This is a genomic window from Sphingobium herbicidovorans, assembly GCF_002080435.1.
Lineage (GTDB): Bacteria > Pseudomonadota > Alphaproteobacteria > Sphingomonadales > Sphingomonadaceae > Sphingobium > Sphingobium herbicidovorans.
The window spans coordinates 155,425-168,444 of the sequence record NZ_CP020539.1 but is presented as its reverse complement, the minus strand read 5'-3'; the positions used below and the strand labels follow the sequence as shown (position 1 = coordinate 168,444).

General features: G+C 61.2%; 15 protein-coding genes and 1 pseudogene. 10 read left to right on the top strand and 6 right to left on the bottom strand.

Going from position 1 to position 13,020, the window contains the following annotated elements; genetic code table 11:
* Positions 1 to 330: 330 nt before the first annotated feature.
* The 5 genes from B6S01_RS15405 (at position 331) to B6S01_RS15390 (ending at position 2,953) form a co-directional block, all read left to right on the top strand.
* Positions 331 to 1,245 carry an NAD(P)/FAD-dependent oxidoreductase gene (locus tag B6S01_RS15405; protein WP_062793142.1) on the top strand — a complete coding sequence of 305 codons (915 nt, stop codon included), beginning with the start codon at positions 331 to 333 and terminating at the stop codon, positions 1,243 to 1,245.
* A gap of 61 nt (positions 1,246 to 1,306) precedes the next feature.
* Positions 1,307 to 1,474: a hypothetical protein gene (locus B6S01_RS22165; protein WP_244885921.1), complete on the top strand. Its 168-nt coding sequence runs from the start codon at positions 1,307 to 1,309 to the stop codon at positions 1,472 to 1,474.
* Positions 1,446 to 1,634, top strand: coding sequence for a DUF1622 domain-containing protein (locus tag B6S01_RS22160; RefSeq protein WP_244885920.1), 189 nt, complete (start codon positions 1,446 to 1,448; stop codon positions 1,632 to 1,634). The genes B6S01_RS22165 and B6S01_RS22160 overlap by 29 nt, the downstream gene beginning before the upstream one ends.
* A gap of 158 nt (positions 1,635 to 1,792) precedes the next feature.
* A complete protein-coding gene (gene ku / locus B6S01_RS15395) occupies positions 1,793 to 2,692 on the top strand; it encodes a non-homologous end joining protein Ku (protein WP_062793140.1) in 900 nt (299 codons plus the stop codon).
* A gap of 6 nt (positions 2,693 to 2,698) precedes the next feature.
* The gene (locus B6S01_RS15390) at positions 2,699 to 2,953 is read left to right on the top strand and encodes a hypothetical protein (RefSeq protein ID WP_062793138.1); all 255 of its coding nucleotides are present in this window, start codon (positions 2,699 to 2,701) and stop codon (positions 2,951 to 2,953) included.
* Positions 2,954 to 3,269: 316 nt separating this feature from the next.
* On the opposite strand, the gene B6S01_RS15380 is transcribed toward B6S01_RS15390, so the two are convergent.
* Positions 3,270 to 4,034: an IS6 family transposase gene (locus B6S01_RS15380; protein WP_006949122.1), complete on the bottom strand. Its 765-nt coding sequence runs from the start codon at positions 4,032 to 4,034 to the stop codon at positions 3,270 to 3,272.
* A gap of 11 nt (positions 4,035 to 4,045) precedes the next feature.
* On the opposite strand from B6S01_RS15380, the gene B6S01_RS15375 reads away from it, so the two are divergent.
* Positions 4,046 to 4,621, top strand: a complete 576-nt coding sequence (locus tag B6S01_RS15375; protein WP_322788873.1) for a GNAT family N-acetyltransferase — start codon at positions 4,046 to 4,048, stop codon at positions 4,619 to 4,621.
* A 131-nt stretch (positions 4,622 to 4,752) separates the two neighbouring features.
* Here the strand turns inward: B6S01_RS15375 and B6S01_RS15370 are convergent, their stop codons facing one another.
* Positions 4,753 to 5,289 (bottom strand): AAA family ATPase, encoded by a 537-nt coding sequence (locus B6S01_RS15370; RefSeq protein ID WP_034002762.1) that lies wholly within the window; start codon positions 5,287 to 5,289, stop codon positions 4,753 to 4,755.
* Between the two features lie 339 nt (positions 5,290 to 5,628).
* Between B6S01_RS15370 and B6S01_RS15365 the strand changes: the two genes are divergently transcribed.
* Genes B6S01_RS15365 through B6S01_RS21665 form a run of 3 tightly spaced genes read left to right on the top strand, consistent with a single transcriptional unit; the run spans position 5,629 to position 7,678 of the window.
* Positions 5,629 to 6,315, top strand: a complete 687-nt coding sequence (locus tag B6S01_RS15365; protein WP_062793173.1) for a phosphotransferase — start codon at positions 5,629 to 5,631, stop codon at positions 6,313 to 6,315.
* Positions 6,316 to 6,354: 39 nt separating this feature from the next.
* Positions 6,355 to 7,119, top strand: a complete 765-nt coding sequence (locus tag B6S01_RS15360) for an IS6-like element IS6100 family transposase (RefSeq protein WP_001389365.1) — start codon at positions 6,355 to 6,357, stop codon at positions 7,117 to 7,119.
* 58 nt (positions 7,120 to 7,177) lie between these two features.
* The gene (locus B6S01_RS21665; protein ID WP_231568028.1) at positions 7,178 to 7,678 is read left to right on the top strand and encodes a hypothetical protein; all 501 of its coding nucleotides are present in this window, start codon (positions 7,178 to 7,180) and stop codon (positions 7,676 to 7,678) included.
* A gap of 30 nt (positions 7,679 to 7,708) precedes the next feature.
* Here B6S01_RS21665 and B6S01_RS15350 read toward each other — a convergent pair whose 3' ends face one another.
* Both B6S01_RS15350 and B6S01_RS15345 read right to left on the bottom strand, forming a co-directional pair.
* Entirely contained in the window at positions 7,709 to 8,452 is a 744-nt protein-coding gene (locus B6S01_RS15350) for a chlorocatechol 1,2-dioxygenase (RefSeq protein WP_231568029.1), read from the bottom strand.
* Positions 8,453 to 8,930: 478 nt separating this feature from the next.
* Positions 8,931 to 9,305: pseudogene (locus B6S01_RS15345) on the bottom strand (integrase core domain-containing protein); the annotation flags it as partial.
* Positions 9,306 to 9,542: 237 nt separating this feature from the next.
* On the opposite strand from B6S01_RS15345, the gene tnpB reads away from it, so the two are divergent.
* Positions 9,543 to 9,698, top strand: coding sequence for an IS66 family insertion sequence element accessory protein TnpB (tnpB, locus tag B6S01_RS21115; protein ID WP_156103378.1), 156 nt, complete (start codon positions 9,543 to 9,545; stop codon positions 9,696 to 9,698).
* 130 nt (positions 9,699 to 9,828) lie between these two features.
* Here the strand turns inward: tnpB and B6S01_RS15340 are convergent, their stop codons facing one another.
* Both B6S01_RS15340 and pcaF read right to left on the bottom strand, forming a co-directional pair.
* Positions 9,829 to 11,037 (bottom strand): MFS transporter, encoded by a 1,209-nt coding sequence (locus B6S01_RS15340; protein WP_231568031.1) that lies wholly within the window; start codon positions 11,035 to 11,037, stop codon positions 9,829 to 9,831.
* 771 nt (positions 11,038 to 11,808) lie between these two features.
* Positions 11,809 to 13,014, bottom strand: coding sequence for a 3-oxoadipyl-CoA thiolase (gene pcaF / locus B6S01_RS15330; RefSeq protein WP_037467114.1), 1,206 nt, complete (start codon positions 13,012 to 13,014; stop codon positions 11,809 to 11,811).
* Between the last annotated feature and the right edge of the window lie 6 nt (positions 13,015 to 13,020).

Sequence of the window (13,020 nt, the reverse complement as noted above, 5' to 3'; positions counted from 1 at the left end):
CATGGAGAGCCGTGGAGCCGCCCGCAACGCAGGCCTGCCGCGCCCCGCTGTGCGAGGCTGCCGGAGAGGGCTGGATCGGCCGCGACACGCGCAATCGGTGCTGGTAGAGCAGCGCTTCTGCCTCCGCACCAACCCAGCTTGGGTGGCGCGGCTCGCAAGCGATCGAGGCTGAGCTGTTCGATGCCAAATCGCTGAAAAAGCGGCTAGCCAACTCGAGGTTGAACTCGAGCGTTCAAGAACCGCTGTCAACGGGTGCCGATGCGGAGAATGGAACTTCTCCATCACAGAGGCGCTGCCGTGTAGATCATCTGGCGAAGGAACCGGTTCACCATGACCGAAAATATGGATTGTCTTATAATAGGTGCCGGCCCTGGAGGGCTTACGGCGGCGATCTATCTCGCGCGCTTTCACTTGAGGATCGGCATCATCGATGCGGGCCATAGCCGTGCCGCCATGATCCCACACATACGCAATCACGCCGGCTATCCCGGGGGGATTTCTGGCAAGGAGTTGCTGGCGCGGATGCGCGAACAGGCAGCGGATTTTGGCGGTCATGTCAGCAACGGTTTGGTCGAGAAGCTGGCGCAGGAAAGCGATATGTTCATCGCTTCTGTCGGACAGGAGCACTGGAGCACGCGCACCATCCTTCTCGCAACCGGGGTCGTGAACAACCGGCCCCCGATCGCGCCAGAAATCCACGACGTTGCTCTAGAACGGGGAATGCTGCGCTACTGCCCCATCTGCGACGGCTATGAAATTACCGATCGGAAGGTCGCGGTGATTGGAACGACAGGGCACGGCGCGGAAGAGGCGCTGTTCCTGCGTATGTATAGTGCTGACGTGACTTTGATCGCACCTGACGGCGAACACGACCTGACCGCCGAGCAGCATGGCCGTCTCGAAGAGGCGGGCGTGAAGATGTGCGATGGCCCGTGTAACCCCCTTTGCATAGACGGTGACCGGATCCTCGTCCCGACACCGCAGGGGTCAGTCGCCTATGACAGCGTTTATCCGGCTCTAGGATCGGTGATCCGGTCGGAACTTGCGATGATGCTGGGTGCAGAAGGCACGGATGATGGCTGCTTGATCGTGGACGAGCACCAACGCACGAGTGTTCCTGGCCTATACGCTGCTGGAGATGTTGCGAAGGGCTTAGACCAGATCAGCCATGCCATGGGCGAGGGTGGCGTGGCAGCCACGACCATCAGGAACGATCTGGCGAACACACGAGCGCTGCTACGCTAGCCCAACTCACAATGGCTGGCGTTTTGGGAACAGCTTGGTCTCTGCCGGACTTGTACTGGCCATGGAGCAGACACACGCGGCGATCGATCTCCTCGCAAAAATGATCGAGTTCGCGGGGATGGCGTTCATCGTCGGCGGCACCTTACTGGCGAGCGCATATTTCCTGCGTGAGGGCGTGCGGGGCGACTGGCGTCAGGCCTATGATCGATATCGCCAGTCTTGGACGTGAGATTCTGCTTGGCCTGGAACTTCTGGTTGGCACAGACATCATGTCGACCGTCACTACGCCGCTCACCTTCACGAGCCTCGGCTCACTTGCAGCTATCGTCGTCATCCGCACATTCCTCAGCTTCTCGCTCGAAACGGAGATAGAAGGCTGCTGGCCCTGACAGCGATCACGCAGAACCGGCAGCGAGGAAGTCCGCTGACACCTTAAGGCAAGCTCCGCGATGACCGTGCCCCGGCCACGCGGTCATCGGAGAGGGATAATGAGGGAACGGGCACGAGCTCCAGTGGTTCATCACCCACTAAGCCGGAGAGACTGATCATGGCTGCACGACCCTATTGGAGAGGCCAGATTCGCTTGGCGCTGGTGTCCATTCCCGTCGAAATCTATTCCGCGACCAAGAGCGGCGCGACCATCGCATTCAATCAGATCCATGAGCCATCGGGCAAACGCATCAAATATGAGAAAGTCGTTCCAGGGATCGGCCCAGTGAACGTCGAAGACATCGTCAAAGGCTTTGAATATGCCAAGGGCGAATATGTCCTGCTCGACGAGAAGGAGATTGAGGGTGTTAAACTGGAAAGCAAGAAGACGCTGGAGTTAACGCAGTTCGTCGATGCCCAGGACATCGACATGATCTATTTTGAAAAGCCCTATTACGTGGTGCCGGCCGATGATTTGGCGGAAGAGGCCTTTATTGTGTTGCGGGAAGCGCTGCGCCGGAGCCGCAAGATCGGCCTTGGCCAGTTGGCGATGCGCGGCCGTGAATATGTCGTGTCGATCAAGGCATGCGGGCGTGGCATGGTGATGGAGACCCTGCGCTACGCCGACGAAGTAAACAAGGCCGCCAGCTATTTTCGCGACATTGGCGACGCAGATCCCGACGAGGAGCTACTCGACCTTGCGACAACACTCATCGACAAGAAGACTGGGAAATTCGACGCGAGCGAATTCCATGACCGTTATGTTGACGCGCTGAAGGACCTCATTGAGCGCAAAAAGAAAGGCAAGACCCTGAACATCGACACGGATGAGGGCGGCGCCGATCCGCGCGGCAGCAACGTCGTCGATCTTATGGCAGCGCTCAAGAATTCTCTCGGGGGTTCGGGCGGCTCAAAGCCTGCGGCAAAGAAGTCAGCGACAAACTCGCCGACCAAGGCCAGTGCGAAGAAGCCTGCCACCAAGGCTCCTGCGAAATCACCCGCACGAAAGCGGGCTTGATTTAAGGTGGCTGGTCTAATCCGCCCGCACGACGACGATGATGACGATACCGCTTTTGCCGAGGGTGCAATCACCTTGTGGAGCAACCTCCTAACGCTCATAGGCACGCACCTTCTTGAAGCGGGAACGCCACGACAGGAGGTGCTCGACATGCTGACGATGCTGCATGAGACAAATGAAGAGACGGTGCGCTCGCCCCGCGCGCGCGCCATTGCCGGGCGGCATCTGATGTCAGTTTATCGTGCGCTGGGCGATGCCTGACGATTTTTGAGATTAGGCGTTGGGGCCAAAGCGGCGGCTCAGGATCGCGGCGGCAGCGATAGCGCCCTTTCATCTCCCGGTTGAAGAATGTGCCTGCCGAACCGGCCTTGCACAGTTCTTCAGATATGCTGTCGGGCACGTCGTAGTAAACATATTGCCGGTCTGTCGTAAGGAATTGGCAAGCATCCTGGCGCCGTCGTCGTAAGTGACGCGGTCGATCATTGAGGAGCTTTTGAAGCGGAAAGCACGCATGGCAATGGAGCGGGCTCTGTTGCAAACATGGGGCACGGCCGCGCGGCGTCACCCAGTTGGGGGATTAGGCAGCATTGGCGAAATGCTTATTGAGCATAATCATGGTTTCGGTCAGGGCCGAGGGTCCAATTCCGAATGCTCTTTCAACCAGGCGCACCTCCCCCATGATACCTGGCTGCAGGCACCATGCCTGGGCCTGTCCTTTGCGTAGGGCGCGCATGACCTCGAAGCCCTTGATCGTGGCGTAGGCCGTTGGCATCGACTTGAAGCCACGTACCGGCTTGATCAGCATCTTCAGCTTGCCGTGGTCGGCCTCGAGCACGTTGTTCAGATATTTCACCTGCCGGTGCTCGGTTTCCGCCGCCAGTTTGCCTTCGCGTTTCAGCTCAGCGATTGCTGCGCCGTAGCTGGGTGCCTTGTCGGTATTGAGTTTGGCCGGCTTTTCCCAGTCCTTCAGGCCACGAAGAGCTTTGCCCAGAAAGCGCTTCGCCGCTTTGGCGCTGCGTGTCGATGACAGATAGAAATCAATCGTGTCGCCCCGTTTGTCGACCGCCCGGTACAGGTAGGTCCATTTGCCCCGCACCTTTACGTAGGTCTCATCCAGACGCCAGCTCGGATCAAAGCCGCGCCGCCAGAACCAGCGGAGACGCTTCTCCATCTCCGGCGCGTAGCGCTGCACCCAGCGATAGATCGTCGTATGATCGACATCGATCCCACGCTCGGACAGCATTTCCTCGAGATCACGGTAGCTGATGCCGTATCGACAATACCAGCGCACCGCCCATAGGATGACCTCGCCGGTAAAATGCCGTCCTTTGAAATCGTTCATCGCAACTGACCTTGACAGTACATGAGCCCAATCTTGGAAACCGTGTCAGAGTTTGCAACAGAGCCCGTTTTTTCATTATCGCGCTCCAGTTCAGCATGGATGCAGCGACTGAATTCCAGGTTCGACCGGTTCAACCCGAGGACCTCGAAACCATCTGCCGTCACCGCCACGAGATGTTCAAAGTCTCTGGCCGCACCGACGAAGCGGTCACCCCGATGACTGATAATTTTAGACCGTGGTTAGAACCCCGTCTGGCCGATGGTCGGTACTTCGGCTGGCTGATCCTCGCGGACGCTGAAGTAATCGCCGGCGTGGGGATGATGGTGCTCGACTGGCCGCCCCACCCATCGCATCCGGACCAGGGCGCGCGCGGCTACGTCCTGAACATGTACGTCGAACCAACCTATCGGCGGCGCGGTTTGGGCAAGCGGTTGATGGACCTTTGCCGTCTGGAAGCAGAGCGCAGAGGTCTCACCTACACGGTCCTACATGCCACCCAACAGGGACGGGGGCTCTACGAACAACTCGGTTGGAGGCCGACAACCGAGATGTCGCTTACGCTTGATGCTCAGGATGGCGCCAACTGACTGGAGGGTTGAGCTTTCGCCGCAGAGCTGACCTTTCGACCGTCCGCCATGGGTCGCGAACGGTAACGAGGCCGACGCCCGGAAGCAGACATCGGCCAAGGGAGCCGCATCCGGGCGGGTTGCTCGGCGAGCTAGGTTGGATTGCGCAGAAAATTGCGATCAATCTCCTTGGCAATTGAGGCGACATCCAGCGGCCCAAGTGTCTCGACGACAACGACGCGCCCGATGCCAATCGGGCGCTCAAACTGCGCCACATAGTCCATTGTCAGTTCTGAGATCGTGTGGGCCCGATGCCGCTCTCCTGCCGCGGCGCGATCTCGGAAGCGCTGTGCAATCGTTTCTCGGTCGCATCGGCAATGCACCTCGATGACATTGGCGTCCATCGCGAGTATTCGCCCCCGTTCATAGGCGCTGTCGGGCCGGAAATTTGCTTCCAGCATCACATCTGGACATCGCCCAGCGAGCGTCCACATGACCTCCATCGCCGCGCCCCCGATCTGGCGTGAGAAGCCCTCGTCGCCGGGTGTTCCGTTCAATTTGTCGAACAGCGTCTCCTTGATGTCGTCTTTCGCAATCAACGGAACCGCGAGGGCCTTGGCGAGCGGGCGAGCCAGGGTCGTCTTTCCGACGCCAGGGCAGCCCGAAACTAGGATGAGGTTCCTTGGCAAAGATCACGCTCCCGACGGGCAGTCCGATAATGAAGCTTGAAAGTCGCCCGCACAGCACAATTCGAGGGCTAAGTTGCGATTTGATGGAGGACACGGTGGAGGTTCTAACACTTGCCCGGCCGTGGGCGACCGCCCATGCCGCGCGGGTCAGAGTTGTCACCCAACCGACACCCGAACGTCGGCGGCGTCCGCGTGGGGTGGTGAACGGTCGTTGGTCTGGGCACCTGAAGCAGACGTCAGCCACCTTTCCGGCGAGCAGACCTCGTCATTGTCTCAGAAGGGTGGCGAGCAGGCTATGTCGTGATTCCGCGGCATGTGGGCTAGTGCTACGCTGCTGGGATGGCTCAGCCACCGCCCGCTCCGGTCCTCGAGGCTTTCAGACTGAACGGACATGCTGAGGCCCTGTCCGGCGGTCAGGGCGCGGCGTTTCGCGTGGGCAATGTGGTTCTGAAACGAACGACGCTCCCGGAGGAAACCGAGTGGTCAGCCGGAGTGCTGGCCAAGATCGCCAGCGCCGCAGTTAGGGTCCCGCAGTACGTCGAGGCTCACACGGGCGGATGGTGCGTCGATGGGTGGTTCGCGCAGACGCTTCTCCCTGGCGCCCATGATTTTGACCGCTGGCCTGAGGTCCTCGATGTGGCGGATGCCTTCCACGTGGCTCTTCGTAACGTCGAGAGGCCCGCCTTCATGGCGCGACGCTCCGACCCTTGGGCTGTCGCCGATCGGATGGCCTGGGGGGAGGAGGAGGCCATTTACGCCGACGAGCTGGCTCCCCTAGTTGCGCCGCTCATCGAGCGTCTGATGCCCGTCGAAGCCGACGGCCAAGTTATCCACGGTGATTTCGGAGGCAATGTTCTCTTCGAAGACGGCTTGCCGCCGGCGGTGATCGACTTTTCACCGGATTGGCGGCCAGCAGCGTTTGCTAAAGCAGTGGTCGTCGTGGACGCGCTGGCGTGGCATGAGGCAGACGAGTCGCTCATTGACTACGTCGGCAGCGACGAGAAGGCTCTGTTGCAAAAATCGTGAAGCTTGAGCATGCTTGGCGGAGATTGGACGGACGGAACGATGACGGATTTCAAGTGGCGCCATTTCCAGGGTGATGTGATCCTGTGGGCGGTGCGCTGGTATTGTCGCTATCCGATCAGCTATCGCGACCTTGAGGAAATGCTGGCGGAACGCGGCATTTCGGTCGACCATACGACGATCTATCGCTGGGTCCAGTGCTACGCCCCGGAGATGGAGAAGCGGCTGCGCTGGTTCTGGCGGCGTGGCTTTGATCCGAGCTGGCGCCTGGATGAAACCTACGTCAAGGTGCGGGGCAAGTGGACCTACCTGTACCGGGCAGTCGACAAGCGGGGCGACACGATCGATTTCTACCTGTCGCCGACCCGCAGCGCCAAGGCAGCGAAGCGGTTCCTGGGCAAGGCCCTGCGAGGCCTGAAGCACTGGGAAAAGCCTGCCACGCTCAATACCGACAAAGCGCCGAGCTATGGTGCAGCGATCACCGAATTGAAGCGCGAAGGAAAGCTGGACCGGGAGACGGCCCACCGGCAGGTGAAGTATCTCAATAACGTGATCGAGGCCGATCACGGAAAGCTCAAGATACTGATCAAGCCGGTGCGCGGTTTCAAATCGATCCCCACGGCCTATGCCACGATCAAGGGATTCGAAGTCATGCGAGCCCTGCGCAAAGGACAGGCTCGCCCCTGGTGCCTGCAGCCCGGCATCAGGGGCGAGGTGCGCCTTGTGGAGAGAGCTTTTGGCATTGGGCCCTCGGCGCTGACGGAGGCCATGGGCATGCTCAACCACCATTTCGCAGCAGCCGCCTGATCGGCGCAGAGCGACAGCCTACCTCTGACTGCCGCCAATCTTTGCAACAGAGCCGCGATTGGTCCTGGTCGCCGAAAAGGGCGACATGGCGATGCGGCAGGCCGTCGAGATAGTCGAACGGTATGGGCAGCGGATCGTCGTTCGCCAGCCCTTGCGGAAATCCATAGAGGCTTACCAGGTCCACCGCGATCCCACGCCTGGCGAGTTCGAACACATAAAGACCTCCGAGGCAGAAGCCGGCAACGCCGGTGATCCGCTGCTCGCCGATGAAATCCGCAAAGGCATCAACATAGGCGCGATCACGTACGCGGTGCCGGCGGGCGAACGCCGCCTCGCGGGTGATCTCCGGCAAGGGTCCAAGATCGTGGAAAGGATCCATCAAATGCACAAATGCGCCGCGCTCCGCCAAGTGCGTTGCCAGTTGCTGGTAGAAAGGGCCGGGTCCGTAGATGTCCGGCAAAATGGCGATCCGGATTCGTTCCCCTTCATCGCCGAACGCGAGGCTCGGCAGACCTTCGTTCATCGCGACGCATTTACCCGGCGGCGGCAACCCCGCTGATGCTTGGCCATGGCACATGATCCGTGCCTGTCAGGCCGCTGCAGCGGTATGTGCTACGGCAGGTGCGAGCGCAAAGTCGGTCTCGATCACCTTGATGCCGCTCTCGCGCACATCGGCATGGATCAGTTCCGGATGAACGCCTTCGCAGCAGTCGCTGTCCACATATGCGCCGCCCTCGAAATAAGCCTGGGTGGTGAGCGTGTGGAAGCCGGGCGCGCGTACCTTGTAGTGGACATGCGCAGGGCGCCAGCTGTGCCGGCCCATCGCTTCCAGCAAGGCGCCGACCGGACCTTGATCGGGGATTTTATAGGCGACGGGTACGGTGGTGCGCACTTCATATTGACCGGCGGCATCGGTGCGCAGCTTCCCGCGATAGAAATCGCGCGGAATATTATTGTGGAATCCGCCATAATGGCCGTCGGGGGTCGAATGCCAGACGTCGACAACGGCGTCCGCGACCGGCGCGCCGGCGAGATCGAGCACGCGGCCGCGCAGCAGGAGCGGCTCGTGGCGGTCGTCCTCATAGGTCTTCAGCGCGCCGTCGACGAAAGGCGCGTCGTCGAGGAAATAAGGGCCCTCGAGCGTGCTCGTGCTGCCACCGAAGTTGCGGTTCTCGATCTGGCAGATGGTGGTGTTCAGAAAGGCATCGATCATAAGCGGCAATTCGCCCGCCTCGACGGTTTTCATGAGGTAGCCGATGCCCTGCCGATATTCTTCGAAGGTCACGTTGTGCTTCATCAGCGCGCCGCGGATGCCCTCGACGGCATCGGCCACGACCGCTTCCAAACGATTGCTCATATAACCTCTCTCCTGTGCGTTGCGGCACCGCCGCGGTCGCATTCTTCCATTTTGAACAGCAAGGCTATGGATTGTGCGGGATTCGGGAAAATACTTTATCGGCGGCCCGTCCATACCTCGGCCGCATCGTTGCGAGGTCGGCAATCCGAATTGGGATCACCTTGTTGGTAGTAGCCGCCGTCGTCCTGATAAGCCTTGGCGGACTATCCATTGGTCAGACGCTGACACAGTTGCTCTCTCGGTAATTCCCTTCTCGTCGCCACTGCCAATCGCCGGAGCGGGTGCCGCTTCCGGAAAAGGAGAAGTCATGTCTAAAGAGATTGACCCCACCGCCGCTCGCTCGCAGAGGGATGTACCGGAGACCGAGACGCGCATCGATTGTCCGTCGTCGAATGATTTGAGACGGCTGGCGGTCTGATTCAGCGGAGGCCTTGGCTCATCTGGCTGGTTGATCCTATGCTACTTTCTGGCGGTGGATTAAGCGGCGCTGCTGGATGGTTTGCTGCTTGATGCGCTCCCGCTCGAGCAGGATGGCGTGACCGCGTCCGAAGTAGACGTCGGCCGGCGTCAGATTATTCAGGCTCTCATGGCCGCGTCTATGGTTGTAGTGCTCGACGAAGGCACTGATCTGCGCCTTGAGATCACCGGGCAGATAGCAGTTCTTGAGAAGGACGCGGTTCTTCATCGTCTCGTGCCAGCGTTCGATCTTGCCTTGCGTCTGCGGATGGCAGGGTGCTCCACGGATATGCTCGATCTTCCTATCCTCGAGCCAGTCAGCGAGATCGCCGGCGATGTAGCTCGGGCCATTGTCGGAGAGCAGCTGCGGCCGGCGCCGCGAGCTGCGCGAGGGTGCAGCGGTCGGCGCGGACGCGCCGCTGTTCCTGCCGGCGGTTGTCGATCCAGCCCCGGAGGTGGAGGCCGTCCCTGTGCCGTCAGCTCCCCGGCCGCTGCTGCCCGAGGCGCTAGTGGCGGTGGCGCTCGACGTGGACGGCGCGTCCGTGGTGATCGCGCGTGGCGCCGAGCCGGTCTTGGCGACTGCCGTCATTGCGGCACTTCAGTGCATGCGATGATCGGTCCGGGCGGCAATGTCCGTGGGCTCATCTGCACCGAGCCCGTCGACTTTCGGCTCGGCATCGACGGCTTGGTCGCACTCATCCAGAACCAGCTCGGCTTTGATCCTTATGCTGCGGCTTTCTGGCTCATCTTCACTCCTTGGCGATGATAATGAGACCAAAACCCTCCCTTCCTTAACTCCCCAATCCGTCTCATGAGCCCTGACGGCGGACGAAGCAGGAAGGCGGGAGCCGCTGCGCCAGGTCCGAGCCCCGGTTCGACGCCACTCTTCCCGTCCTTCAATCCCGGACGGGTGCGGCGCGTGCGTGCCGCTCGCGCGATTTTGCCATCCCGAGCAGGATCAGGCTGACGGCGAAAATCGGTAGCGGCGAGGCTATGATCATCATCAACTGCATGCGCGGCAGTTCCGCGGCCAGCAATAGGCCGCCCACGAGCGGGCCGATTATCGAACCGATCTTCGCGATCGAGAGCGCCCAGCCGATACCCGAGGCGCGGACAGGACTCGGGTAGAGCAGGCCTGCGGCGCCGTTGAGGCCCTGATGTCCGCCCAGCACGAAAAACCCGCATATCCCGACGGCGATCATATAACCCGACGAGGACAGGTTGGGGAGCGCGAGAGTGGCAAGAAGAAGACAGCCGACGACCGGGATGACCGTGATCGACGACACGCCCAAGCGGTCGATGACGGCGGAGATGACCAGACCGCCAATTGACCCGGCCAGGATGAAGAGAGACAGTCCAAGCGCGGATTCTGCTTTCGAAAGCCCTGCGCCGAGCATAAGCGTCGGTAGCCAGCTGATCATGAAGAAGACAGTGGCCGAACTGCAGATATAGGCCAGCCACAGCAACGGTGTGATCGTCGACAGGTGTCCGGAAAAAAGCGGTGACAGGCCGCGGGATGCGGCGCCTTGCGGCGCATCGGGAATCGTCGCGATGCGGGCGACGGTCTCGGGCGTGATGGTGGGATCGATACGGCGCAGCAGGGTCGCCATCTCCGCCTTTCGGGCCGCCCGCCGGGAAAGGAACGCGACCGATTCCGGGAGGAGGACATAGCCGACGCCGGCGAGAAGAAGCGAGAACGCGCCGCCAATCCAGAACAGCGGTTCCCAGCCATAATGAGGCATGAGGGCGGCCGCCACGGCACCCCCGCTGGCCGAGCCGGCCATATATCCCATCATGATGACGGCAACCACGGTCGCGCGGAATCGGTGCGGCACCAACTCCTGATTGAGAGCATAAAGAAGCGGCGTCAGGCCGCCGATTCCAATCCCCGTGAGAAAGCGGCAAAGGCTCAACAGATTAACGTCGCGCGCGTGCAGCACGGACAGCGATCCCAAGCCGCACACGACAAGCGCGGCGAGAGAACCAAGTTTGCGGCCGTGCCGATCGCCGATCCATCCGAAGACGATCCCGCCGACCAGCATTCCAAAGGAGGCCGCCGCGAACACTAGTCCGAATGCGGCAGACGATAAACTCCATTCGGACATGATGGAAGGTGCGGCAAAGGCGATAGTGTGAAGGTCATAGCCGTCGATGAACATCATGAGCGTTGACAGAAGTACCGTGGTTACGACCAGCGCGTTCCAGGACTGCTTGTCGATTACCTCTCCAAGCAAGGCCGAAGGGCTGTCGTCTCTATCTTTCTCGTCCATTTTGCCCACTCCGGTCGTATTCAATCCGGCCAGACTGGGCCGGCAGATTTTCTAAATGCGGACCCCGACCACACCGCCGACCAACCGCACCGAACAGCATTCGCGTGTCATTTCGGTCGGACCCCGTCAGCCCGCCCCTCGCGCGAGCCTCGATCAGGCCTCCCGGCGCGAGCGCAAAGCCAGGGCCGGGTAAATTGCTCGTCATGTCGAACGGGCCGTCGACATGATAGATTGCGATGCGCCTGCCCGCGATTTCCGCCACATGGACCGCACCTTCGCAAAGGCCTTCCAAAGCAATGACCGGTCGCCAAGTTGCGGCGCCATCGACTGAACCGGACACATAATCCCTCAAATCACCTTGGTCGGCGAAAAATCCGAGAACGGCGGGCATCGACCGTGCCCGACCTCCGTATAGCGCTTCTCATTGCGCCGCAGCCATCATGCACCGACCGAACTATAGGGCGAGCCGGGGCTCGAAACGCGCCTTATAGCGTTTGAAAGATAGTCTCAGAGCGCGGCGCTCAACCGGCCGCCTTCCGGGCGCGATGACGGAGCGGCCGTCGCGGGCGCCACGCACTCCCGATCCGGCGGATCCCGGCGGGGCCGTCAAACGCGTTCGATCGCAAGCGCAAGACCCATGCCGACACCGATGCACAGCGTGGCAAGGCCGCGCCTTCCCCCACTCTTCTCGAGCTGGTGAACGAGCGTCATCGCAAGGCGTGCACCAGACATGCCGAGCGGATGGCCAAGCGCTATCGCACCGCCATTCACGTTCACATGCGGCGCGTCATCCGGCAGACCAAGCGCGCGCACCACGGCAAGCGATTGGCTGGCAAAGGCTTCATTAAGCTCGATGGCGTCAAAATTGCCAACAGTAAGCCCGAGCCGGCCCATCAGCTTCTGCGTCGCCGGGACCGGCCCTATTCCCATCACGCGCGGCTCGACCCCTGCCGAAGCGAGGCCGAGGATTCGGGCTCGCGGCGTAAGGCCATGCACTTTCGCCGCCGCCTCGCTGGCAACAATCATGGCCGCGGCGCCATCGTTGATACCCGAGGCATTGCCGGCAGTGATCGTGCCCTCGGGGCCGAACAGCGGCTTCAGCTTCGCGAGCGCCTCCATCGTCACATCCGCGCGCGGGTGCTCGTCGCTAGCGACGATGTTCGTCTCGCCCTTTCTCCCCAGAACGGTAACCGGCACGATTTCTTCGGCGAGAAAGCCGCTTCGCTGCGCGGCGAGAGCGCGCTGCTGGCTACGCAGCGAAAATGCGTCCTGATCCGCGCGGCTGATCTTATGATCTTCGGCGACATTTTCACCGGTGCGCGGCATTGTCTCGGTGCCGTGCAGCGCATCAAGGGCCGGGTTGACGAAGCGCCAGCCCATTGTCGTATCTTCAAGCTTCTGACCGCGGCCAAAGGAAGCGTCGGCCTTGTCCATGACGAACGGCGCGCGTGTCATGCTCTCCACGCCCCCCGAAATCGCGAGCGCCATTTCGTTCGAGCGGATTGCTCGCGCCGCCGCTCCGACCGCTTCGAGCCCCGAAGCGCAAAGGCGGTTGAGCGTCACCCCCGGCACCGTGAACGGCAGGCCGGCAAGCAACAGGCTCATTCGCGCGACGTTGCGGTTGTCCTCGCCCGACTGGTTGGCGCAGCCGTAGAAGACCTCCTCGATCGCGGCAGGATCGAGACCGGGATTGCGATCGAGCAACGCTTTCAGCGGCAGCGCGCCGAGGTCGTCTGCACGCACTTTTGCGAGGATGCCGCCGTAGCGGCCGATCGGAGTGCGGATGGCATCGCAGATAAATGCGTCAGTCATACGGAT